Source organism: Aquimarina sp. EL_43 (genome assembly GCF_943422735.1).
Lineage (GTDB): Bacteria > Bacteroidota > Bacteroidia > Flavobacteriales > Flavobacteriaceae > Aquimarina > Aquimarina megaterium.
Genome location: NZ_CALSBR010000001.1, coordinates 4,576,598 through 4,600,911 on the forward strand (window position 1 = coordinate 4,576,598; position 24,314 = coordinate 4,600,911).

The 24,314-nt window shown below is 32.3% G+C and carries 25 protein-coding genes and 1 pseudogene; 10 read left to right on the plus strand and 16 right to left on the minus strand.

Annotation, left to right across the window (positions count from 1 at the left end; translation table 11 throughout):
* Positions 1 to 301: 301 nt before the first annotated feature.
* Positions 302 to 1,837 (plus strand): bifunctional ADP-dependent NAD(P)H-hydrate dehydratase/NAD(P)H-hydrate epimerase, encoded by a 1,536-nt coding sequence (locus NNL09_RS19660; protein WP_025663783.1) that lies wholly within the window; start codon positions 302 to 304, stop codon positions 1,835 to 1,837.
* 113 nt (positions 1,838 to 1,950) lie between these two features.
* Complete coding sequence (locus NNL09_RS19665; protein WP_196910199.1) at positions 1,951 to 2,832, plus strand: anti-sigma factor; 882 nt, start codon at positions 1,951 to 1,953, stop codon at positions 2,830 to 2,832.
* A gap of 100 nt (positions 2,833 to 2,932) precedes the next feature.
* Here the strand turns inward: NNL09_RS19665 and xerD are convergent, their stop codons facing one another.
* Positions 2,933 to 3,829 carry a site-specific tyrosine recombinase XerD gene (xerD, locus tag NNL09_RS19670; protein WP_025663785.1) on the minus strand — a complete coding sequence of 299 codons (897 nt, stop codon included), beginning with the start codon at positions 3,827 to 3,829 and terminating at the stop codon, positions 2,933 to 2,935.
* A 76-nt stretch (positions 3,830 to 3,905) separates the two neighbouring features.
* Positions 3,906 to 4,439 carry a hypothetical protein gene (locus NNL09_RS19675; RefSeq protein WP_196910198.1) on the minus strand — a complete coding sequence of 178 codons (534 nt, stop codon included), beginning with the start codon at positions 4,437 to 4,439 and terminating at the stop codon, positions 3,906 to 3,908.
* A gap of 275 nt (positions 4,440 to 4,714) precedes the next feature.
* Here NNL09_RS19675 and NNL09_RS19680 point away from each other — a divergent pair, with 275 nt between their 5' ends.
* Together NNL09_RS19680 and aroQ are read left to right on the plus strand one after the other, a co-directional pair.
* A complete protein-coding gene (locus tag NNL09_RS19680; protein WP_081748210.1) occupies positions 4,715 to 5,344 on the plus strand; it encodes a porin family protein in 630 nt (209 codons plus the stop codon).
* 56 nt (positions 5,345 to 5,400) lie between these two features.
* Positions 5,401 to 5,820 (plus strand): type II 3-dehydroquinate dehydratase, encoded by a 420-nt coding sequence (aroQ, locus tag NNL09_RS19685; protein WP_196910197.1) that lies wholly within the window; start codon positions 5,401 to 5,403, stop codon positions 5,818 to 5,820.
* A gap of 94 nt (positions 5,821 to 5,914) precedes the next feature.
* On the opposite strand, the gene lpdA is transcribed toward aroQ, so the two are convergent.
* The 5 genes from lpdA to NNL09_RS19710 form a co-directional block, all read right to left on the minus strand.
* Positions 5,915 to 7,306, minus strand: coding sequence for a dihydrolipoyl dehydrogenase (gene lpdA / locus NNL09_RS19690; protein WP_025663789.1), 1,392 nt, complete (start codon positions 7,304 to 7,306; stop codon positions 5,915 to 5,917).
* A 194-nt stretch (positions 7,307 to 7,500) separates the two neighbouring features.
* Complete coding sequence (locus tag NNL09_RS19695; protein ID WP_025663790.1) at positions 7,501 to 7,998, minus strand: hypothetical protein; 498 nt, start codon at positions 7,996 to 7,998, stop codon at positions 7,501 to 7,503.
* A gap of 27 nt (positions 7,999 to 8,025) precedes the next feature.
* Positions 8,026 to 8,421 carry a peptide-methionine (R)-S-oxide reductase MsrB gene (gene msrB, locus NNL09_RS19700; RefSeq protein WP_025663791.1) on the minus strand — a complete coding sequence of 132 codons (396 nt, stop codon included), beginning with the start codon at positions 8,419 to 8,421 and terminating at the stop codon, positions 8,026 to 8,028.
* A gap of 4 nt (positions 8,422 to 8,425) precedes the next feature.
* On the minus strand, positions 8,426 to 8,908 hold the full coding sequence (gene msrB / locus NNL09_RS19705; protein WP_025663792.1) for a peptide-methionine (R)-S-oxide reductase MsrB: 483 nt from the start codon (positions 8,906 to 8,908) through the stop codon (positions 8,426 to 8,428).
* Positions 8,909 to 8,980: 72 nt separating this feature from the next.
* Positions 8,981 to 9,850 (minus strand): alpha/beta hydrolase, encoded by an 870-nt coding sequence (locus NNL09_RS19710; RefSeq protein WP_025663793.1) that lies wholly within the window; start codon positions 9,848 to 9,850, stop codon positions 8,981 to 8,983.
* A 256-nt stretch (positions 9,851 to 10,106) separates the two neighbouring features.
* Between NNL09_RS19710 and NNL09_RS19715 the strand changes: the two genes are divergently transcribed.
* Positions 10,107 to 11,627: a DEAD/DEAH box helicase gene (locus tag NNL09_RS19715; RefSeq protein ID WP_196910196.1), complete on the plus strand. Its 1,521-nt coding sequence runs from the start codon at positions 10,107 to 10,109 to the stop codon at positions 11,625 to 11,627.
* A 6-nt stretch (positions 11,628 to 11,633) separates the two neighbouring features.
* Here NNL09_RS19715 and NNL09_RS19720 read toward each other — a convergent pair whose 3' ends face one another.
* From NNL09_RS19720 to NNL09_RS19740, 5 genes are all read right to left on the minus strand, one after another.
* Positions 11,634 to 12,668, minus strand: a complete 1,035-nt coding sequence (locus tag NNL09_RS19720; RefSeq protein ID WP_196910195.1) for an NADP-dependent oxidoreductase — start codon at positions 12,666 to 12,668, stop codon at positions 11,634 to 11,636.
* A gap of 90 nt (positions 12,669 to 12,758) precedes the next feature.
* Complete coding sequence (locus NNL09_RS19725) at positions 12,759 to 13,544, minus strand: PhzF family phenazine biosynthesis protein (protein WP_196910194.1); 786 nt, start codon at positions 13,542 to 13,544, stop codon at positions 12,759 to 12,761.
* 20 nt (positions 13,545 to 13,564) lie between these two features.
* Entirely contained in the window at positions 13,565 to 14,164 is a 600-nt protein-coding gene (locus NNL09_RS19730; protein WP_196910193.1) for a short chain dehydrogenase, read from the minus strand.
* Positions 14,165 to 14,175: 11 nt separating this feature from the next.
* Positions 14,176 to 14,541 carry a cupin domain-containing protein gene (locus NNL09_RS19735; RefSeq protein ID WP_196910192.1) on the minus strand — a complete coding sequence of 122 codons (366 nt, stop codon included), beginning with the start codon at positions 14,539 to 14,541 and terminating at the stop codon, positions 14,176 to 14,178.
* 56 nt (positions 14,542 to 14,597) lie between these two features.
* Entirely contained in the window at positions 14,598 to 14,909 is a 312-nt protein-coding gene (locus NNL09_RS19740) for a helix-turn-helix transcriptional regulator (protein WP_025663799.1), read from the minus strand.
* A 586-nt stretch (positions 14,910 to 15,495) separates the two neighbouring features.
* Here NNL09_RS19740 and NNL09_RS19745 point away from each other — a divergent pair.
* Positions 15,496 to 15,687 (plus strand): hypothetical protein, encoded by a 192-nt coding sequence (locus NNL09_RS19745; RefSeq protein ID WP_025663800.1) that lies wholly within the window; start codon positions 15,496 to 15,498, stop codon positions 15,685 to 15,687.
* A gap of 70 nt (positions 15,688 to 15,757) precedes the next feature.
* Here NNL09_RS19745 and NNL09_RS19750 read toward each other — a convergent pair.
* Positions 15,758 to 17,312, minus strand: a pseudogene (locus NNL09_RS19750) (M20/M25/M40 family metallo-hydrolase).
* Positions 17,313 to 17,437: 125 nt separating this feature from the next.
* On the opposite strand from NNL09_RS19750, the gene NNL09_RS19755 reads away from it, so the two are divergent.
* Positions 17,438 to 18,652, plus strand: a complete 1,215-nt coding sequence (locus NNL09_RS19755) for a class I SAM-dependent rRNA methyltransferase (protein WP_196910190.1) — start codon at positions 17,438 to 17,440, stop codon at positions 18,650 to 18,652.
* Positions 18,653 to 18,695: 43 nt separating this feature from the next.
* Here the strand turns inward: NNL09_RS19755 and NNL09_RS19760 are convergent, their stop codons facing one another.
* Together NNL09_RS19760 and NNL09_RS19765 are read right to left on the minus strand one after the other, a co-directional pair.
* Positions 18,696 to 19,106, minus strand: a complete 411-nt coding sequence (locus NNL09_RS19760; RefSeq protein ID WP_196910189.1) for a DUF2541 family protein — start codon at positions 19,104 to 19,106, stop codon at positions 18,696 to 18,698.
* A 150-nt stretch (positions 19,107 to 19,256) separates the two neighbouring features.
* Positions 19,257 to 20,090, minus strand: coding sequence for an OmpA family protein (locus tag NNL09_RS19765; RefSeq protein ID WP_025663804.1), 834 nt, complete (start codon positions 20,088 to 20,090; stop codon positions 19,257 to 19,259).
* A gap of 395 nt (positions 20,091 to 20,485) precedes the next feature.
* On the opposite strand from NNL09_RS19765, the gene NNL09_RS19770 reads away from it, so the two are divergent.
* Positions 20,486 to 21,385 (plus strand): M23 family metallopeptidase, encoded by a 900-nt coding sequence (locus NNL09_RS19770; protein ID WP_025663805.1) that lies wholly within the window; start codon positions 20,486 to 20,488, stop codon positions 21,383 to 21,385.
* A gap of 5 nt (positions 21,386 to 21,390) precedes the next feature.
* On the opposite strand, the gene NNL09_RS19775 is transcribed toward NNL09_RS19770, so the two are convergent.
* Complete coding sequence (locus tag NNL09_RS19775) at positions 21,391 to 22,647, minus strand: response regulator (protein ID WP_025663806.1); 1,257 nt, start codon at positions 22,645 to 22,647, stop codon at positions 21,391 to 21,393.
* A 380-nt stretch (positions 22,648 to 23,027) separates the two neighbouring features.
* On the opposite strand from NNL09_RS19775, the gene NNL09_RS19780 reads away from it, so the two are divergent.
* Positions 23,028 to 23,672: a hypothetical protein gene (locus NNL09_RS19780; RefSeq protein WP_035094965.1), complete on the plus strand. Its 645-nt coding sequence runs from the start codon at positions 23,028 to 23,030 to the stop codon at positions 23,670 to 23,672.
* Between the two features lie 152 nt (positions 23,673 to 23,824).
* Positions 23,825 to 24,313: an RNA polymerase sigma factor gene (locus NNL09_RS19785; RefSeq protein ID WP_025663808.1), complete on the plus strand. Its 489-nt coding sequence runs from the start codon at positions 23,825 to 23,827 to the stop codon at positions 24,311 to 24,313.
* Position 24,314: the final 1 nt, after the last annotated feature.

Genomic DNA, 24,314 nt, shown 5'->3' on the forward strand with positions numbered 1-24,314 from the left:
AATAATAAAGCCAATAAGAAAATGGTACTAAACATTTGTTTGCTTTACTTTGCGTGTTCAAATGTATAATTTTTTACTTTTAAAGAAAATTAAATTAACGGCATTCTTAAACTTTTGCTAATTCAATAATTAATAACTTATTTCATTGTGTAATTCATAAAAAAAATATGAAACTGGCTAGATTAAAATTGTATTTAGTGATTTTGAGAAAGGATTATTTAATTTGTTAAAAACTCTTAGCATAGAGTTTCTAATATAAAAGCATGAAGTATATAGAATACATATTAATACATATAGATAGATGAAAATATTTTCTGCGCAACAAATGCGTATGGCAGATGAAGCTACAATGGTTTCAGCTAAGATCACATCATTAGAATTGATGGAACGTGCTGCAACACAAATTTTTAATTTGATTCATAGCAGACTACAAGGGTCTCCAATTATGATCCATGTTTTTTGCGGTATTGGAAATAATGGAGGAGACGGATTAGTAGTTTCGAGATTATTACTGGAACATGGGTATAATGTGAAGACTTATATTGTAAATTTTAGTGATAACAGATCAAAGGAATTTCTATCTAACTATGATCGATTAAAAGAAATAGCCAAGGATTGGCCTATCCAGCTTAAATGTGAAGAAGATTTTCCTCAACTCAAGCGTGAGGATATGATTATCGATGCCATTTTTGGTATCGGACTTAACAGACCATTGGTGCCTTGGGTAGTTTCTTTGATCAAACATCTTAATACTTCAAGATGTTTTAAACTTTCTATAGATATTCCATCGGGCTTATATTCTGATAAAGCACCAGATAACCCCGAAGGAGTTATTTTTGCCAATGTTACGGTTACGTTTCAATTACCAAAACTTGTTTTCTTTTTACCAGAAACGGGTATGTATACACAAGATCTGGAGGTGATTGATATTGGATTAGATCGCAATTTTTTAATGCAAAACCCTGGTGTCGGCGTCTTAATTAATAAAAACGAAGTATTGCCATTATATCGACCAAGACATAAATTTAGCCATAAAGGCACTTATGGCCATTGTGTAGTGATAGGAGGAAGTTACGGTAAGATAGGAAGTGTGGTCTTGGCTACTAAAGCAGCCTTAAAGACAGGAGCTGGTTTGGTTACTGCATATATTCCAGAATGTGGATATGAAGTACTTCAGACTGCTGTTCCGGAAGCTATGGTAATTGCAGATAGTGATGACGAATTAGAAGAGATCACTCTGGATTTTAAACCCGCAGCTATAGGAATTGGAATTGGTCTTGGAACTGGAGAAAAAACCATTAGTGCATTTGAAGAGTTTTTAAAAGAGAATACATCTCCTCTTGTAATAGATGCCGACGGGATTAATATCCTATCAAAAAGACCTGAGTTTCTTGAAAAACTTCCGAAGAAAACTATTTTAACACCACATCCTAAGGAGTTAGAACGATTAGTAGGTAAATGGAAAGATGATTTTGATAAAATTAAAAAAACAAAAGCATTTTCTAAACAATATGATTGTGTTGTAATAATTAAAGGAGCCAACTCTATAACAGTATTTGAAGATCAATTGTATGTGAATAATACAGGAAACCCGGGAATGGCCACAGCAGGAAGCGGTGATGTGCTTACAGGGATGATTACCGGTTTACTGTCTCAAGGTTATGATCCTCTGCATGCTGCTGTTTTTGGAGTCTATCTGCATGGAAGCTCGGGAGACATAGGTGTTCAAAAAACTGGTTTTGAAGGATTGATTGCGGGTGAAATCATATCACATATAGGTCCAGCTTTTATAGAATTATTTAAAACACCCAATGTTGAAGGGCAACAAGGGACATAACGAATACATTTTAACATAGAAAGAATATGTTTTCGTACACAATTTTGTAAGTGTTTTGGAGTTAATTTTAGTGTAATCTAATTACATTTGAAAGATAATTAAAAAGCAAAATGATGACAAAAACAAAATTATTAATAGCTGCTCTACTTTTTGGAGTGCTATTGAATTCGTGCTCTAATGATGATGACGGTCCAGCGGTTGCCACAATAGAATTAGAGACGATCGGATTAAAGCCTCTTACAGGAGGAACTGCTTATCAAGGATGGATTATTGTTAACGGACAACCAGTTAGTACTAATAAGTTTACTAACCCTGCAGGAGTTATTCGTTTAGACGTATTTGCATCTGATCTTGCAAGTGCAACTCAGTTTATATTGACAGTAGAACCAGTGGGAGATATTGATAATGGACCTTCTGACACAAAAATTTTGACTGGTAATTTTAATGGTAATTCTGCACAGCTTAGCTTTCAACCAGTAGTTGCTGATCTTTCTAATACATCGGGTCAGTTTTTCTTAGCAACTCCTACAGATAATGTTGGAGGAGTGGATAATGGTAATGATGAATTTGGTGTATGGTTTATGAATGGTGCTAATGCTCCTGGCTTATCTCTTCCTGCTCTGTCTAGCGGATGGAAGTATGAAGGTTGGGTAGATTTTGGTACTCAAATTTTATCTACAGGGACTTTTTCTAATGTTAGCGGTGTTGATGACGGAAATTTCTTTAAAGGTGCAGGAGGAACTGTTCCTGCATTTCCTGGAGAAGATTTTCTTGTCTTACCAACCCAAGTTCCTATTACTGGAATTACACTTCCTGCTGCTGTAACGAGCAAAAAAGTGTTTATTACAGTTGAGCCAATAGCAGATGGTGATCCTAAACCATTTTTTATATCACCGCTTAGCGCAACTGCAGGAATTACAACTGGATCTGGGAATCCTGTAACAATGTTGTCTGATACTGTTGTTCCTTCAGGAATTGTAAAGAGACCGAATTAATCTTTTAAAATAGATATAGTATACTAAAAAGGCTGTTTGAAATACTATTTTTCAAACAGCCTTTTATTATTTTAAATTTTTTAGGAAATAAGTGTACATATTATCTCCTTGGATGAAAACTATGTATAACTTCGCTTAAATGACTTCGATCGATATGCATGTATATTTCTGTAGTCGTAATGCTTTCATGACCCAACATTAATTGAATAGCTCTTAAATCGGCACCATTTTCTAAAAGATGAGTAGCGAAGGAGTGTCTAAAAGTATGTGGACTAACCTGTTTATGGATTCCTGCTTTTTCTACCAGTCGTTTTATGATCGTAAAAATCATCGCCCGGGTGAGTTGTCTACCTCTTCGGTTTAAAAATAAGGTGTCTTCATGCCCTTTTTTGATATCAATATGATTACGGATTTCGGAAGTGTAAATATTGATATATTTTTGAGTGGTTTCTCCTATAGGTACAAAACGTTGTTTATCACCTTTTCCGGTAACACTAATGTACCCTTCATCAAAAAAAAGACTGGATTTTTTTAAGGTGATAAGCTCACTTACTCGTAAGCCACATCCATAAAGAGTTTCAATAATTGCACGATTACGTTCTCCTTCTGGTTTACCAAGATCAATTTGGGCAATAATGAGATCTATTTCTTCAACAGATAGCGTATCGGGTAGTTTTCTACCTATTTTTGGAGATTCTATAAGTTCCATTGGATTAGATTCTCTATAATCTTCAAAAACAAGATAATTAAAGAAACTTTTTAATCCAGAAATAATTCTTGATTGCGAACGAGGATTAACCAGTTTTGCTATTTCAAAAATAAATTGTTGAAGTATTTCTTTTTCAATAGAAAGGGGAGTAGTTGCTATGTCTTGATGTTCTAGAAATTTTAATAATCGCTGAATATCAAGAGTGTAGTTAATAATTGAGTTTTCAGACAATCCTCTTTCAATTTTCAGGTAATGTTTGTAGTCTTTTATCGCGTGATCCCATTTCATTACTACTAAGATATAATATAAAAGAAAACCATCCCAATTTACTTATAGATGGTTTAGAAATAATAAATCAATGTTCTTATAGATGTATGACAAATCCTATGTTGAATTGGAAAGCATCTTTATGAAACCGATCATCTAAGCTAAAATTATATCGTAATCCAGGTTCAATACTTACCATATCTCCTAGAAAAAATGCATACCCTCCCTGAACACCAAAATAGGATGGATCTTGATTTAGATCTGTACTTGCACCATTATAATCGATTTGTACAGGGATTACTCCAATAATATAATATTTGGCACCTATTTTATATGAAAAAGAGTCAAATGATTCAGAATCCCCACCTTTATCAGTAGATCCATAGCCTAAACCTACTTTTAGAGATAAATCATCCATAATAAAATAACCTACTTCGGTACCGATATTAAAGGTTGATCCCCCATCATCAGAAAAACTTATAAATTGAATACTTGTATTAGAAGCACTTGCTGCTCCAAAATTTGTATTAGCTTCGATTAGCCATTTTCCCTTAATGGTTTGACCATTGTTTTGAGCATTTGCAAAGACAAAACTTATTCCTGCTAAAACAAATAATATTATTTTTTTCATACTCTATTATTGGTTTAAAATTGGTTGCTAAACTATCTAATTTGTCAATACAAAAAGTTAATTAGTTATTAATATTTTAGAGACTCATTTGGTAAGTATATTCTTTGATTAAGTAAATAATAAAAAAGCATCAACTTATGGTAGAACATAAATTCTAAAATCATATTAATAATAACTTCTAAGAGTATTCTAAAATATTGAAGTGCATTTTTTGTTTGTAGATTCAGGTTTTTTAAAAAATAAAACTACTTTTGAGTAGTAATAGTATTTATTATATGATGAAGAAGTTTTTTCTTATTGTTTCTGCCCTAATGATGATCACATCTTTAACCGCTCAGCAAGAGAGTGAAGAATTATATACTCGTGCAGGGTTTAAATTTGGGCTTAATTATGCAAATATAACCGGAGATATAAAAAATACAGATGCGCGAGTGCGAATGCATCTGGGAGCTGTTATAGAATTTCCTGTATCTCAACGATTTTTTGTACAGGCAGAAGTATTGTATACAGCACAAGGATATAAAGTTGATGATAATGGAGAAGAAAACAAGATCAGCTTAAATTATTTAACATTGCCTATTATTGCCAAATATTATTTCACAAATAAATTTAGTCTGGAAACTGGCCCACAACTGGCTATATTGGCAAATGCAACAGAATCTGCAGAGGATACTCCTGATGAGTTCTTTGATTCTTTTAATAGTTTTGATTTTAGCTGGGGATTAGGAGCTGGTTATAAGACAGAATCTGGTTTGTTTTTCCAATTACGATATAATCTAGGCCTAACAAATATTAATGATATCGATACATTAGATATAGATTTTAAACATTCTGTAGCACAATTATCGGTTGGGTATTTGTTTAAAACCAAGAATAACCGAAGACAGGATTCTAATATTGAATAATAAGCATGCAATGTATAATTGTTTGATATGAGTTAAATTACTAAAAAAATAGACGTGTGAAATTACTAATCATAAATGGCCCTAATCTAAATCTTCTTGGGAAAAGAGAACCAGAAGTGTATGGAAGTCAAACTTTTGATGAATTCTTTGCTCAATTACAATCTGACTTTTCTAGACTAGAATTATCTTACTATCAATCTAATATAGAAGGGGAGTTGATCACTAAAATACAGGAAGCAGATGATTGGTGTGATGGAGTTATCCTTAATGCAGGTGCGTATACTCATACTTCTATTGGTATAGGAGATGCTATAAAGGCAATATCAATTCCTGTTGTAGAAGTTCATATATCAAATACTTTTGGCAGAGAAGAGTTTAGACATCAATCTTATATATCACCTAATGCAAAAGGTGTTATTCTTGGGTTTGGTTTACAAAGCTATATACTGGCAATACAAAGTTTTTCTACAAAATAGTTGAGAATAAAAACACCTGTTTTTAAAATAATTAATATAAAAAAACGCCTTATTATCTTAGATAATAAGGCGTTTTTTAGGATATATAATTTATTTATAAATGAATTACTTCGTCGTATGCATCTGCTACTGCTTCCATTACAGCCTCACTCATTGTTGGGTGAGGATGGATAGCTTTTAATACTTCGTGACCAGTAGTTTCTAATTTTCTACCTAATACAGCTTCTGCAATCATATCGGTAACTCCGGCACCAATCATATGGCAACCTAGCCACTCACCATATTTTGCATCAAAAATCACCTTTACAAAACCATCTTTGGTTCCTGCTGCACTCGCTTTACCAGAGGCAGAAAAAGGGAATTTTCCTACTTTTAATTCGTAACCAGCTTCTTTGGCTTGTTTTTCGGTCATTCCTACACTGGCAATTTCTGGAGAAGCATATGTACAACCAGGGATATTTCCATAATCGATTGGTTCTACATGCATTCCTGCGATTTTTTCAACACAGGTAATTCCTTCTGCAGAGGCAACATGAGCCAGGGCAGGGCCAGAGACTACATCACCAATTGCATAAATTCCCGGAATATTGGTTTGGTACCAATCGTTTACTACAATTTTATCTCTATCTGTAGCTATACCTAATTCTTCTAAGCCTATGTTTTCTATATTGGTTTTAATACCTACTGCAGATAATACAATATCTGCTTCGAGAATTTCTTCTCCTTTTTTAGTTTTAACAGTTGCTTTTACTCCATCACCACTTGTATCTACACTTTCTACAGAAGAATTGGTCATTACCTTAATTCCTGCTTTTTTGAAATTACGCTCAAACTGTTTTGATACTTCTTCATCTTCAAGAGGAACGAGGTTAGGTAAAAATTCTACGATAGTAACTTCTGTACCCATTGCATTATAGAAATGTGCAAATTCGACTCCAATTGCTCCAGATCCAACCACAATCATCTTTTTTGGTTGAGATTCTAGGGTCATTGCCTGTCTGTATCCAATTACTTTTTTACCATCTTGAGGTAAATTAGGTAGCTCTCTAGATCTAGCTCCTGTAGCTACAATAATATGTTTTGCTTCATAATCAGTTGCTTTTCCATCTGCATCTGTTACTGTTATTTTATTACTGGCTTTTAATTTGCCAAAACCTTCAAGAACATCGATTTTATTTTTCTTCATAAGAAACTGAACTCCTTTGCTCATTCCTTCTGCTACACCACGACTACGTTTTACAACTGCATCAAAATCTTTGTCAAATTTATCTACAGTAAGACCATAATCAGAAGCATGTTTTAAGTATTCAAATACTTGAGCACTTTTTAATAGTGCTTTTGTAGGGATACATCCCCAGTTTAAGCATACTCCGCCTAAACTTTCTTTTTCAATTACTGCGGTTTTAAACCCTAATTGCGAAGCTCTAATTGCAGTTACATATCCCCCAGGACCACTTCCTAAAACGATGATATCATATGTGTTCATAAATGTCGATTTTTTGAAGTCACGAATTTAAGGATAATTCGGCTAACCAAAAAAGGATTTAAGTATTCCCTAAGAATAAGATTTTCATTAAAAAGGACAAAAAAACACCACGTTATATAAACGTGGTGTTAATTTTTAGTAGTTCTTATTATAATTAGTACGTATTATAAAATATAATTGAATTATGTATTTCTTTAAAAATCTAATTTAAGTGCTCTTTTTACAGCTTTAAAATCAGAGAAATCTATTTTTGAATTTTTTGCAAAGGTTGAAGGTATAACTACAATCCTGAAAGATTGATTGTCTGTAATGTCAGCAGCCAATGCATTTAGATCATCACTCTCTAAAAATATATCAATACTTGCAATATTTTGTGCTTCATTAAAAATAAAATTGAATTGAAATTGAGCAAATTCACCAGGAGCAAAGAAAAAAGTTCTTGGTAGTGGTTCCCACACATCAACCTGAGCTGTTGATTTTTCAGGGTCTAGTATATAAACCAACGCAACATCCGAGTCTAACACATTAACATTATCTGGTACTACAGCTTCTATTCGAAAGTTATTAGCTGTATTAAATGTTCCTGTTACTTCAAAGGTATTTGCTATAGTATCAAAATCTGTATCATCATCGTTAGAACAAGATGTAAATATAAATGTGGCTAGACATAGTAGTGCGAAAATTTTTCTCATGAATTCTAAATTTTATTTATTATCGATTTATTTTTTATTAAAGTCTATACTAACAGAGTTTACACAATAACGTTGACCTGTAGTTGTTGGGCCATCATTAAATACATGACCTAAGTGACTACCGCAGTTTGCACATAATATTTCTGTACGTATCATACCGTGCGATGTATCTTTTATATATTCTACTCTTCCTTCTATTGATTCATCAAAACTTGGCCAGCCACATCCCGAATCAAATTTAGAAACACTTTTAAATAAAGGTGTATCACAAGCCATGCAGGTATATGCTCCATCTTCAAAATGCATATTATATTCTCCGGTAAATGGTCTTTCGGTTCCTTTTTGTCTCAATACTCTATATTGTTCTTCTGTTAGCTTCTTTTTCCATTCGGCTTCAGATTTTTGTATCGGATATTTGCTCATTTTTTTACTCATTAGATTTAAATACTAGAGCATCACCATTAATGCAATGTCTCATTCCTGTTGTTTCTTTGGGTCCATCACTAAATACATGGCCTAAATGTCCACCACATGTAGCACATAAGAGTTCAGATCGAGCATATCCTAATTTGTGATCAATATCCTTATCTATGCTTCCTTCTATTGCACGGTCAAAACTTGGCCAACCTGTTCCGCTATCAAATTTGTATTTACTTTCGTATAGCGGAGTATTACATGCAGCGCAATAAAATGTACCATGAGCATATAATTTATTTAAAGGGCTAGAAAATGGTCTTTCTGTTCCGGCCTGTCTAAGAATATAGTATTGTTCGGATGTTAGAATCTTTTTCCATTCAGCATCCGTTTTAGAAACAGCATATACTTTACTCTCTTTTTTATCCTCTTTTTGCGCTGTACTTGTGCAACTTATTGCCAGAATACTAATACATAATACAATAAAACGTTTCATAGTTTTTTCTAATTTTAATTAAAGTTATACCTAAGTAGTCGTATAAACTGGCTTAGAATAACTAATCAATAACTATTCCAAAATAAATTCTATGATTTTGGATATTACTTTTGGGTCTCCCAAAATTTTTCTGTGACCTAATTGTTCAGTAAGAAGCAGTTGTCCGTTTTCTAGATTATTAATGATTTCATGAGCTGCACTATAATGTACATCAACATCATTTTTATCATGTACTACTAGAGTTGGTATGTTAACTCCGACAGCAGAGGTTGCTCCAGAGTAATTGTCAAGATCTTCTCCATACCTTTTATCAAAGTATGTTTTTAATAAACGACCCACTTTTTGGTTTAATTGTAAATTTTTTGCAAAATTTTTAGTGATTGCAGTAATACTATTGGCGGTACCAATAATAACCAGGGATTTAATTTGTAATCCAAACCGGGTAGTTCTTAATAATGACATTCCACCTAATGAATGTCCTATTGCTGCTTCAAATGGACCATGAGTTTTTTCTAATTGGTGTATTGTTTCGATAAAAAAGGGTAGCATACTTCTTTTTCCCGGAGCATGCCCATGTGCTGGAGCATCAAAACTTACAGTGCTATATCCATGTTCTAATAATTGATCTGCAATTTTAGAAAGTTGCGTTCCACTTCCAGACCAACCGTGAGCTAAAAGAATTTTTTTATCAGAATTTCCATAGTTATAGACGATAACCTCTCGGTTAATTTTTTTAATTCGAATTCTTTCTTTTTTACTTTTTTCATACATTTCTTTCTCTCTATCGGGCATTTTGTAACCAAAAGGAGTTAAGAATATTCTAGCAGCAAATCTTGAAGCCAGAAGAGGGGATATCCAATTCAATACTTTTGCTGTATATACAATAGATTTAGGAATTAAAAGTGCCTGTACAGGGATTAGATCTTTGTCTGCTTTAGCCATTAAATAGGTATTTATTGAAAAGATAAAAGTAAAATAACAACTGTTCTTGAAATTTACAATGATGATAAATTAATAGTATACAAAAAAACGTAAAGAAACAAAAAATGTCTAGTTTTTACATACAGATTAGGACTTATATGAATTCTGATAAGATAGTAAAAATAAAATGTAAATAGATTAAATATATCTTCTCAATTCTTTCATATAACCTTTAAAAGTGTTTAATTTTGTAGTTTATTTTTTTAATAGGAATTACATGGGATTACAACCCAAGAGGGTAGATAAAAAAGAACAAAAAGTACTTTACGATTATCAGAAACGGGATATAGATAAGATATTTAATCGTCTAAAAGAATTTTCCCAAAAATATAATCTGTTGTATCAACTTCCTACTGGAGGAGGAAAGACAGTTATTTTTTCTGAAATTGTTAGAAGATATATAGAATCCACTCGAAAAAAAGTCGTTGTTCTTACACATCGAATTGAACTCTGTGGTCAAACCTCAAAAATGCTAACCGAGTTTGGGGTAAAGAATAAAATCATAAATAGCTCTGTTAAGGAACTCGATGATCAAAACGAATATATGTGTTTTGTTGCAATGGTAGAAACCCTTAATAACAGGCTTAATGAGGATCATCTAGAGCTTCATAATGTAGGAATGGTTATTATCGATGAAGCTCACTATAATTCGTTTAGAAAGCTTTTTAAATTTTTTAGCAATTGTTTTATCCTTGGGGTTACTGCTACACCACTTAGTTCTAATATGAAACTCCCGATGAAGGATAATTATAATGAATTGATTGTAGGTGATACAATTGGTTCATTAATTAATAGCGGGTTTTTAGCTAAACCTGTAATTTATACCTATGATGTTGGATTAGGATCATTAAAAATAGGGATGAATGGAGATTATACTGTAAAATCTTCAGAAGATCTGTATACCAACATGTTAATGCAGGATAAGCTATTGCATGCTTATGAGGAAAGATCAAAAGGTAAAAAAACATTGATTTTTAATAACGGAATCAATACTTCTATTTATGTTTATGAAACTTTTAAAAAAGCCGGATATCCCATTCGTCACCTTGATAATACAAATAGTAAGCAAGAAAGAGAAGATATTTTGGTATGGTTTAAAAATACGAGTGATGCAATACTTACTTCTGTGAGCATTCTTACTACAGGATTCGATGAACCCACAGTAGAGAGTATTATACTTAATAGAGCGACAAAATCACTTACATTATATTTTCAGATGATTGGTAGGGGGTCCCGTATATTACCTACTAAGCCAGAATTTTCAATAATCGATTTAGGAAATAATACGGCAAGATTTGGATTATGGAATTCTGATGTTGACTGGCAATCTATTTTTAGGTCGCCAGATTTCTATTATGATAACCTGGTAGGGGATGAGGAAATAGAACGTAATTTTAGGTATGTATTACCAGAGGAGTTAAGAAAAGAGTTTTTAAAATCTGAAGATATCGAGTTTGATATCGAAGCCGAATATGCAAAAACCAAACGTTATGGACATAGAAGTTTAACGGTTCTTGAAAAATCTATAGAGCAGCATGCTATAATGTGCGTACAAAATAGCGAAGACGTTTTTGATGCACGAATTCTAAGTAAACTTTTGGATCAGGACATAGAGTATCGTGTACGCAGATATTCTTATTGTATTAGTAAAAGTACTAAGAATTATAGAGATTGGTTAGAAGAAGATTATAAACGAAAATTGAGATCTAAAATCAATCAGCTATTTATGGATGATTAATAGTAATTATATTTTTACAATTAATTTTCCCATGTTTTTCCCGTAGAAAAGCATATTTAAAGCATTGGGTAGGTTTTCAAATCCTTCAATGATTGTTTCTTTGTATTTTATTGACTTATTAATTACCCATGGAGTCATTTCTTTAAGCATTTCATCCATTTTATGATTATAATCTCTTGCTAATACTCCTTGTATTGTTGCTCTCTTATATAGTAATTTATGTAAAAACCTAGGGCCTAATTCTGGATTATCCAACCCGCCCGAATATTGAGAAATTTGACCACAAATTATGATCCTTGCATTAGTATTTATTAATTCGAATATAGCATCGGTGATAAACCCTCCTACATTATCATAATATATATCTATTCCTTCTGGGCATATTTTAGAAAGTTCATTTTTCATTTCTATTGCAGAGGGGTGTTTTTTATAGTTGATTATAGCATCTACTTTCAGCTCATCTTGTAGATATTTGGTCTTTTTATCTGATCCTGCAATACCTACCACTTTACACCTTTTTAATTTTGCTATCTGTACAACAATTTGCCCAACCGCTCCAGAGGCACCGGACACGACAATAGTTTCTCCTGTTTTAGGTTTTCCAGCTTCAATTAATCCAAAATATGCAATACGCGCAGGCATTCCTAAGACTCCTAATGCAGTGGTTACAGGAGTTTGGTTTGGGTCTAATTTCCGAAGATTATTAGCTTCAGTAATAGCATATTCTTGCCAACCAGTGTATGACAATACCCAATCACCAGTTTTAAGAGAAGTGTTAGAGCCGTTTATAGCTATTATTTGACCAACTACTGCTCCGCCTTGAATAGTATTTAAAGGATGAGGGCTTTCCCAGGTGTTTTTACTGGATTGCTGAATACGCATATATGGATCTAGACTAAAATATTCTGATTTTATCAATGCTTCACCAGGTTTAAGATATAACTTAGAAATGGTCGTTTCTTTTATGATATAATGACTATTGTCTACTAATTTCTCAGGTCTTTTAGTATAAATCCATTGCCTGTTTCTTAATGTTGTCATGATAAGTATTACTAATATGATAGTATACCGTGTTAATTTTGTAAAACCAAATAGCAGTATTTGGTTTTACAAAATTACACTTTCTATAAATTATATTTCTATTTCTCCAATAAGGTATGGAACCGAATGTCCGCTAAGGAAAACACGGTTTCCATCTAATTTGCAATCTAATTCTCCTCTGCGAGCAGATAGTTGCTGAGCTTTAAGATTATTTTTACCTAGTTTTTTAGCCCAAAATGGGACCAGAGAAGCATGAGCAGAGCCTGTAACCGGGTCTTCGGGTTGAATAATCCCATTTGCATCAAATACACGAGAAACAAAATCTGCATGTTTTCCTTCGGCAGTGATTACAATACATAAGTAGGGCAGGTCTTTAAGTAAATCGAGTTTAGGATTCTCGTTTAATATTTCTTCTTCAGACGAAAGTGTGATCACCAAATCACGAGCAGCAAAAGTAGCAATAGGTTTTGCGTTTAGAGCCTGATAAATTTCGGATGGAATTTCAACAGGCTCCGGAGGTCTCGAAGGAAAATCTAATGTGATTGTTCCGTTAGTCTCTTTTTTGGCCTTTAGAATTCCACTTTTTGAAGAAAACGTAATTTCGTTGATAGAAGTGTCAAGAAAGTTGAAAATTACATATGCCGATGCAAGTGTAGCATGACCACATAAGTCAATTTCTGCATGAGGCATAAACCATCTTATTTCGTAGATATTATCTTTTTTTACAAAAAAACCTGTTTCTGCCAAATTGTTTTCTACTGCAATGTTCTGTAGAGTTTGGTCCTCTAACCAATGTGGTAAATGACATATTGCAGCAGGATTACCCCCAAATAGCGTTTTGGTAAAAGCATCGATCTGATACATTGAAATTTTCATGATTTTATGTGTTTTGTTATTTAATATTTTTTACAAATAGTACCAGTGTTGCTGTTGTTAAATAGTTGTTTGTAACTATCTACTACATCTGTAATATTAACAGGGTAGTATCCAGCAAATTTTTGATCTTCGGGAAAATCTCCTGCAATAGCACCAGGAGCCACAACATTTAACCGAATCCCACGATCTAATTCTTTTGATGCTGCACTAACAAAACTGTGTAGAGCACCATTTACAAGTGATAACCCAACAGCATTAGGTTCATAATGTTCTGCCAGAATACCAGTTGTTAAGGTTATTGAGGCATTGTCATTTATATAATCTTTTGCTACATGTACAAGGTTGACTTGGCCCATTAATTTACTACGTATCCCTATATAATAATCATCTTCTGTTAATTCTGATAATGGTTTCCAGGAAGCAGTGCCTGCGGCATTAATTACTGCGTCTATTTTTGGTAGTTTTTCAAATAACGCTTTTATAGATGTTTTGTCCGTAATGTCTACAGGGTAGGATTTACTATTTCGATGAGCACCAAATACATCATTATACTCATTCTTAAGGGTGTCATAAATTGCACTGCCTATTGTACCAGTAGCACCAATAACTAAGATTTTCATACATTTTCTTTTTAGATGGTTTCTAATTTATCTCGCGTTAAATTTCCAGGAGTGTTCCCGGTATTGATTGTAGTGTTTGGCTCGAAGAGCATTACAGAAACTTCTTGTTCTGCCACTGGTCTATGCTCTGTTCCTTTTGGAATAATCAAAAACTCATTGGCTTTTAAATGTACCGTTCGATCGCGAAACTCCATTTTAAATTCACCATTTACAACATAAAACATTTCATCTTCATTATCATGTTTATGCCATACAAATTCACCTTTAAACTTTACTAATTTTACATGTTGCCCATTAAGTTCTCCAACAATTCGAGGATTCCAATGATCAGAAAAGAGAGAGAACTTGTCGTCGATGTTTATTTTTTCTATGTTCATTTTGATATTAGTATAATTATATATTTAATTTTATAAATATGTATAACTAAATTTTTTTATAACTCCTTATTTATGGTTTCTAAAAATTCTTTAATTACAGATTCATTCCTTTTAAAATATGTCCATTTCCCATGTCTAGTGGTAATTAACAGACCAGCTTTATACATGCCAGTTAGATAGTGTGATATAGTAGGTTGAGATAATCCTGATTTATCCTTAATATGTTGTCCGCATACACCATCGTTGAAATGCCCAAGTTCTTCATGAGGAGGGAAATTAGCCTCTGGATCTTTTAACCACTTAAGTATATCTAAACGTGTTGCATTCGATAAAGCTTTATTTATTTCAAGTATTCTTGCATTATTCATATAACAAATATACATATTTAATTTTATAAATATGATAAAAATCTTTTTATAACATTCATTTATAACAAATGATTATTATTTTTTATTATAATGTGTTGTTAATCAGTGTTTTGTAAAATAATTCAGTTTTATTGTGTAACAAAAATAAAGAATGTTCGTCTAGTAAGTATAGGCAGTAAAGAAATGAATAATTTCTTGAAGATAAGCAAATTAGTTTTAACGATACCTATAGGGCGCGTATCTTGATATATCTTGAGATGAGTGCTTTAAAAAAAGGTTTATTTGCTTTAAACCAATCATAGAATTGAGTTTTTAATTAAAAGAATTCTTGATTCAAACAATATAAATAAGAGCGTTTATCCTGATACATCTTGGGATGGATGCTTTTTTTATGGTCATTCTGATAATTAAACAGTACTTTTTTTGAGTTTTTCCTGTATCCAAATACAGCGTAATTATATTACTTTTACTGAGATTAGTATTCTATGAATTTAGAACTTGTTATAAAAACTATATTCTATTGATCAACAGAAGACTAATCAAATAAATACTATGAAATCTCAATTAACCACAAATATTTACACAAATGAAAATTATCTTAAACCTAGATGGCGTAAAAGCTCTCAGTAAAGAGGAGCAAAGCAAAATCTCTGGGGCAGGACGTTATGCCTGCACACAAAGAGGTAGAATGTGTTGTGAACTTGCTCCTGGAGGTCCGTTCTGTGATGCTGGTATCTGTACTGGTATTGGCGGATCTGGAGGTTGTCTCTGGTATTGATCATTACTCGAAAAACAAGTTTAAAAACGAGACTGTACTAAAACAGTCTCGTTTTTTGTTTCTGTTATAATTAGTTTTGTCCTCCTTTTCGGTTTGGGCTTCTTAATTCTGGCCAGATGCGTTGTTTTTTTGTACGTTTATTTACGGGTAATACACTTTTTTCTCTCGAAGTTTTCTTTGGGTCTTCACTAGCTTTATATGCCAGAATCGCAGTTAAAATTACATTATTAAGTACATCATCGAATATAATTTTATCATATGTATCACGATTTGTATGCCAAGTATAATTCCAGTACGACCAATTAAGTGAACTTAATGAAAACGCGGGAGCTCCGGCTGATACGAAAGAAGCGTAATCCGAACCGCCTCCGCCAGGAGTACCTGGGAACGTAGTTTCTATATGCTTAGTGATGTTTTCGGGAACAGCTTCTAACCATCTTCCTACATAATCATAAGAATGTAGGAACCCTTGCCCAGATAGACGAACCACACGTCCTGTACCATTATCCTGATTAAATAAAGCTTGTACACCCGATACAATTTTTGGATGATCTTCTACAAAAGCTCTGGATCCATTTAAACCTTGTTCTTCACTTCCCCAAAGTCCTATAAGTATAGTACGTTTTGGATTTGGATATATTTTTTTAAGGATACGTGCAGCTTCCATCATAGTTATGGTTCCGGTACCGTTATCTGTAGCTCCGGTACCGCCATCCCATGAATCAAAATGTGCAGAAAGAATAATATATTCATCAGGTTTTTCGGTTCCTTTTATTTCTGCAATTGTATTAAATGTAGGCATCATTCCTAATTCTTTAGATTCTGATACAATTTTTATTTTTGGATTAGAACCATGTTTTACCAAACGATATAACATTCCGTAATCTTCTAATGACAGGTCTACTGTTGGTATTTTTTTTGTTCGTGCACTAAATATTTTGTTCACTCCAAACCCCTTAGACCAATTACTTTGTGCTATACCTACAGCACCGGCTTGTTCTAAAGCAGGAGCAAGAGTTCGACGATTATATCCAGTTTTTTTTTATGTTTTCTCTCCATGCTTTTGTTTGCTTACTTCTTTGTTCTTTCATTTTTTTGAAAGATTCCTCTGTAGCGAATTCTTCCCAGTTATAATCAGGCCTTCCTGTAGGTTGATTCATAGATATCATTACAATTTTACCTTTTACATTTGGTAACCATTTTTGAAAAGCAATTGAATCTTTTACTTCTGGAATAACAATTAACTCGGCTACAATACCGGTGCTACCAGTACCAGGACTCCACGCTAGTTGAGTCCCTTCAAGAGATTTTACCCAAGGGGATACCATATCAATGTGAGTAATTCCTCGTTCCCATCCTCGCCATTCTCCCCATTTTTCATTTCTGGCATCAATTCCCCAGGTTTTGTATTTGGCTACAGCCCAATCATGAGCTTGTTGCATTTGTGGAGTACCAACCAATCTAGGTCCAATACCATCCATAAGTTCATGTGCCAGTTCTTTTAATTTAGAATTTTCTGTGGCTTCTTTAATAATTTTTTCAATTAATGGATCTTTACCCTGCGCCGATGTGACAAAACAAGAAAGATACGTTACAATAGTGATAAGTGTGAGTATGCGTTTCATATGGATTGATTTTTATTTCTACAATTTAAACATATCAATATTTTCGTGGTTTTTATTTAACAAAATCTTAATTCATTTGACATAATTATTTTAGGAAAACAAAATAATCACTATTCTTGCATACGATGAATATTGTTCCTGAAATAACAACTAAAAGGCTTGCTGTTAAGGTAAGGCCTTCGGCCGAAAAGATAATAAAACAAAGACATCCTTGGGTTTTTGAAGATAGTATTATAAAGCAAAATGTAGAAGGAGAAGCAGGTGATTTGGTGATCGTTTATGATACCAAAAAGAATACTTTTTTGGCTTGTGGTTTATATGACCCATATTCTCCTATACGTATTAAATTAATTCAATTTAGGAAAACAGCACAGATTAATACAACATGGTTTGCTGAAAAAATTTCTGAGGCATACGAAAAAAGAATACCTTTATTAGAAACAGATACCAATAGTTACCGATTGTTATTTGGAGAGAATGACCATCTTCCCGGATGTATTGCAGATGTGTATGACCAGGTTCTGGTAATTAAGCTATATTCACATATTTGGTTTCCTTATCTAAACTGGATCATAGAGCATTTGGTTGCTGTGTCGGGTTGTAAATGTGTTGTGCTTAGATTAAGTAGGTTGTTACAATCTAAAGGTGAAGTGTATGATCTAAAAGATGGTCAAGTAATTTATGGAACCCTGAAAAATGAGGTTGTGGTTTTTAGAGAACATGGAGTTTTATTTTCTGCAAATGTAATTAAAGGTCATAAAACAGGATATTTTCTTGATCACCGTCATAATAGAAAAAGAGTAGGGGAGCTTGCTTATGATAAAACTCTTTTGGATGTGTTTTCTTATGCTGGTGGGTTTTCGGTTCATGCTTTAAAAGGCGGCGCAAGGAAAGTTGTAAGTTTGGATATTAGTAAACAAGCTTTGGATATGGCTAAAGAGAACGTTGCTTTAAACGTACATAAAGGAAAACATGATGTTATTGTAGCCGATGCTTTTGATGGATTACAGAAATTAATAGATCAAAAAATTGTATTTGACATTGTAGTTATAGATCCTCCTTCTTTTGCGAAAAAGGCAAGCGAAATTCATAAAGCTATGATTAGTTATGCTCGATTAGCAGAACTGGGTTCATATCTGGTATCTCCTAACGGGATTTTGGTTTTGGCTTCTTGTTCTTCTAGGATTTTGGCCGAGGATTTTTTTAAAATTTCTGAGGAGAGTATTCTTAAATCTGGAAGAAAGTTTAATATGTTAGAAAAAACCAATCATGATATTGATCATCCCATTTCCTTTCCTGAAGGAGCTTATCTTAAATGCGGATATTATAGACTTGATTAAATAATACCAGATTTATCTAAACAAACCTGGTATCATATTATTTTTAATGCTTTCCAAAGACATGAACCTTTGCCTTTTTTCTAGATAAATTTTTAGTATCATAAAAAAAGGTAATATCTCTAATTATGCGTTTTCCACCTTTAAGGTCTATTATTCTTGTTTCGCTTTTACGAGAAAAATTGTGTTTTAATTGGATTAGATCTTTTTTCCCGTTACCATATTGGATAACCATTTTGTGCATGTTTAAAGAGCCTCCTGTAACTTTAACTTTAAGTTTTTTGAACCCTCCTTTTCTTGCCGTTACCTTTATAACATCTTTATCTAATCTATAATTTACTGTTCTTGAGCCAAGGTGTTCCCAACTATTTATAGTAGAAGTAAAACTACTTGTTATTAGTAGCGTTATTAGTAAGAATAAAAAAGCAGGGATTTTTTGTAGTGTTATATTTTTCATAGTTTTTAAATGTTTTGATTTATTACTAAGACACTCTAACCATAAAAAGGTTTAATCCGTATTCTTTATATGATAAAAATTAAAAACGAGATGAATATGATGATCCATCTCGTTTTAAAAAATAACGTAGTTGTTATTTAAAAGGTATGATTAGTTAGAAGATAGCATTGCAAAAAACTTATCCATATTTGGTAATAGTACGATTCTTGTACGTCTGTTGATTGCCATATTTTCTTCACTATCATTCTCTACAAGAGGTTTATAACTACTTCTTCCAGAAGCGATTAATTTAGCAGGATCAACATTGTAATTAGATTGTAGTTTTCTAATAATAGATGTTGCTCTTTTTACACTTAAGTCCCAGTTATCTTGCACAACTGCATTACTAATGGTTCGTGGATCGGTATGACCTTCTATCATTACTTCAATACTTGGCTCAGAATTAATTACATCTGCTAATTTTTTTAATACTTCATCAGCTTTATTACTTATTCTGTAACTACCGCTTTTGAATAACATTTTATCAGAAATAGATATCATAACTACAGTATTATCGATATCTATAGAAATATCTTCATCTTGTTTTAGATCATCTGATAAAGAATTTTTTAAATTATGAGATACTGCCAAATTCATCGAATCTTTTAAGGATTTAGCTCCCTGAAGTTTTTGTTGATCAACCTTGGCTAAGGTTTCTTTCATTTTCTCTTTGGTTTTGTTAGATATTGCTGCAACATCTTCTACCATTACCATTTTTTCATCATTAGAGTCTTTTAAAGAACTGATCTTAGCATTATAATCAGCTACTCTAGCTTCAATTTTAGCAAACTTGCCTTCCAATTCATCTTTTTCTACTGCAGTCTTTTGCAACGTACTACGAGTGTCTTGCAATTCTTGCTCTAATGCAACATACTTCTTCTTTGACACACACGATGTCATGATTAATGCCCCTGACAAAGCAATAAATGTGAATGATCTTTTCATGGTTATTTAATTAATAATTAGTGTTATTTTAAACTACTACTAGGGCCATTTATTGTTGTACTAATTACTAATGTTTTCATATCAATTTCTTAAAAAGTGTTAATAGTTTTTTGAATACATATTATCCCGTAAAATACCTACGGAAAGCCTGTATAGCTTATGTTTTGTAACGTGTTGATTATCAAAATTCTAAAGGGATTGTCGAAAAAAACATGGCAGATGTTAAAAAATAAATTATTAACTTATTGTAATAACGTATTATTTTTACAGTTATATTGTAGAAAATAAACCCACTACCCAGGTCTACTTTAATTACTAAAAAAGTATAACAATAATTGATGTTTTTAATTAAAAAAAGACTTGTATTTTGCTTCCTGATATTTTCACCATTCCTGATGATAGTCGCACAGGAAACTTTGGAGCAAACAGAAAATATTCCAGTTGATCATAAAAAATTAGTCGTACAAGGTGAGATTATCTGTCTACCCATTTATCCTAAAAAGAATAATAATTATTTTCCTGATGAAAATGATGTATCAGAAAATTTAGAGGCCTATAATACAAAATGGGATAACCAACAATTTAACCCATATTGGAATGAGAACCTTACATTTCCCTTTCAATTAGCATTTCAGGATGAAGATTTTTCACCACCGGTTGATCGTAAAATGGTAATTACATCTCGTTATGGTTGGAGAAGAGGACGGCCACATCAAGGTATAGATATTGATCTTCAGGTCGGAGATAGTGTAAAATCAATATTAGAAGGTAAAATTCGATATGTTGGATATCATGGTGGACATGGAAATACAGTAGTGGTAAGGCATTATAATGGATTAGAGACTGTATATGCTCATCTTTCTAAGTCGTTAGTAAAAGAGAACGACGAGGTAAAAAAAGGACAAACTATTGGCACAGGAGGGGTAACAGGAAATGCAAGAGGAAGCCATTTACATTTAGAAGTACGATATCATGGTAAAAGTATTAATCCAGAGTATTTGTTTGAGTTTGCCAGTGATACAAAAATTAGATCAGATACTCTTTTTGTAACAAAGAAATGGATGACGCCCAGATATCATAGATCGACTCGTATGAGCAAAATAGTTATTCATAAAACTATGGAGGATATCGCCAGGATTAAAGAAGAACAAAAAAAGATTTATACGGTGCGTAAAGGAGATACTCTTCATCGAATAGCCAATAAGTACGGATTGGCAGTTTCTGAAATATGTAAAACCAATTCGCTAAAATATAATTCGGTGCTAAAAATTGGGCAACAAATAATTATAAACTAATTAGTTCAGTGGGTATGTATTGGATTATCTACATGTCTGTGGATCATTTCTAATAAATGATTTTTGTTATAAGGTTTTAATATGTAATCGTTTAGCCCTGCTTGTACAATCTGCCTGTTTAATTGGGTAACATCTACTGCGGTTAAAGCAATAATTGGTGTTTTTGTATCAAACTCACGTATCCTCTTTGTAGTACCAATTCCATTTAGTTTTGGCATATTAATATCCATAAGTATTACATTATACTCATTTTCTCTAACTAATTCTATGGCATCAAAACCATTATCAATAGTCGTACAGTCAAAGTTTTCTTTAGATAGTATTTTGTCTGCAACCAGGAGGTTTAATTTATTGTCATCTACAATTAATACTTTAAGCTTTGAAGTATTAGAATTGTTAAACGAAGTGTTGTGGTTTATACCTTCTTTATTAACTTGTGACTTAAAATCAATAACCAATGCATACTCAGACCCTACATGAGAATTATTTTGGATAATAATTTCGCCATCTAGAGCCGAAGCAAGTCTATTTATTATTTTTGAATTAATTCCTGTACCCAGGTATGTTTTTTTGGCATTTCCAACGTTAATAAACTCTTGGTAGATAGATTTTTTGTCTTCTTTTGAAAGCTCATCTCCATCGTGATTAATTTTAAAAGAAATAGTAGATATATTTTCTTTTTTCTTAATTAAAATTACTGAGAAATATACATTTCCATTTTTGGTAAAACGTAAGGCATTACTTATTAAATTCATCAGTATTTGAGAAAGAATACCAGGATCTCCATAAATCATTTGATCAATTTCTGGATCAAACTCAAAATGCAATATGTTATCACTATTCTCTGTAGCATAACTAAAAGAATGTGTAAGGTTTTGAGTAACCTCTTTTATATCAAATAATACATTTTGTACAGTAATTTCTTCAGAATCTAAAAAATTAACATGTAAAACATTATTGATAAGTGTAAAAAGATAATCCCCAGAAAATTTTAATGATTTCAGGTTTTTATCATTTTTAAGATCAGGATATTCTTCTTCTAGGAGATTAGTAAGCCCCATTATTCCATACAAAGGTGTTCTCAACTCTTGACTAAGAATAGAAATAAGGTTTTGTTGCAATTGAAACTGTTTCTCCGTTTCCTTGCTTAAAGATTTTAATTCTATATTCTTTTTTTTAAGTTTTTTGGTAACTTTTTTGTACTGTATATACAGAAAAAGGAGCATAACCAGAAGTACTCCCCCGATAGCATAATAGATCATACCTATTTTTAATAACAAAATAATAAATATAAGGTTTATCTTACAAGTTTGTAGGTGTATTTTTTTACATATTTCTAATAATTTATGGTTTACCGTAAAATTATTGGAGTAATAAGAACAAATTTAGTTATTTAGACATCAAAACACATGGTATTTTATAGGGGGTATTCTCCAAAATCAACATAAAAAGATTTTCAAATATGATCAATTAGTTATTGATAGGCATAACTAATACTGTTGGAAATTGTAATTATTACAGATTTATAACGTCTTTATTAGTATAAATGATGGACAGGAAATAAGATTTTATAGTGAATTAACAGTCATAAAAGACCTATAATATTTATCTTTACTTAAAATTAATAGGAGGCATAAAAGAGATGAAAGCTAATTTTTGTATAGTTTTTTTGTTATGTATGGGAATGGTAATGCATGCTCAAATAGAAAATTCTACTTCTTTGCGAATTGATGCCAAAAGTGATCTTAATACAAATAAGTATAGTCTGTCTAAAGGTTTAAACCCAAATTTTAATAGCGATTCGTCTTTATATAAAACTCCAGAAGCATTATCTGAGTATGCTCGTAGTAAGCCAACTTTTGATATGACAGGTAATGATGGTTTTTTTAAACCCAAAGCAGATGCTGTTCCAAAATGGTTCAAAAAAGATAATGAAATCAAAGACGAGTATAGAAGTGATCAATATCTTGGCGATTTTAAAAGTAACGGGGAATTTGTAAGATTGATGTATAGAGATCATCAGTTTGTAGATGGTGATGTGGTTAGAATTTATCTTAATGATGCTGTTATTGTTTCAAAAATATTTCTTACCGGAGATTTTAAAGGTATCTCGGTTGATCTTGCTAAAGGATTTAATAAAATAGACATACAGGCATTAAATCAAGGAGAATCAGGGCCTAATACTGCAGAATTTCATCTTTATGATGACAAAGGCAACATGCTTACAAGTAGCGAATGGAATCTTACCACTGGTGTTAAAGCTACATTGATTGTGGTAAAAGATTAAAAGACTTACCTTTTTAGAGCTACTCATTATTATCTATGATAGCTTATTTTTAGTAAATTTTAAGAGTATAATTAAGAGCTCATATAATATGTATAAAATATTCTGTGATTTTTTTGATATGTCTCATACTAATAAGGAAAAAGTAGGCCTATATGAGTAAAGAATACGAGTTTACTCGAATTATTAAAGAAAATGAAGGAGTTATTTTTAAGATAACTACCATTTATACCAATAATTACGAGGATCAAAAAGATCTCTACCAGGAAATTGTTTACCAATTATGGAAATCATATGATAGTTTTAAAGGAGATTCTAAAATTAGTACCTGGATGTATCGCGTAGGTCTTAATACTGCTATTACAAGATTAAAAAAAGAAAAACGAAGGGGAAATCAAATAGAAATATATGATGTGATCATGCGGCAAACCGAACAATATGACACAGGATTTGAAGAACGATTGAAAAAATTATATGCCCATATACATAACCTCAATGAGCTAGATAAAGGGTTGATTTTACTGCTTTTAGAAGGTAAGAAGTATGAAGAAATAGCAGCGATAACGGGTTTATCTCCAACAAATGTTGGAACTAAAATTTCTAGGATTAAGCAAAAATTGAAAACGCAAATTGTAAAAAAATAAG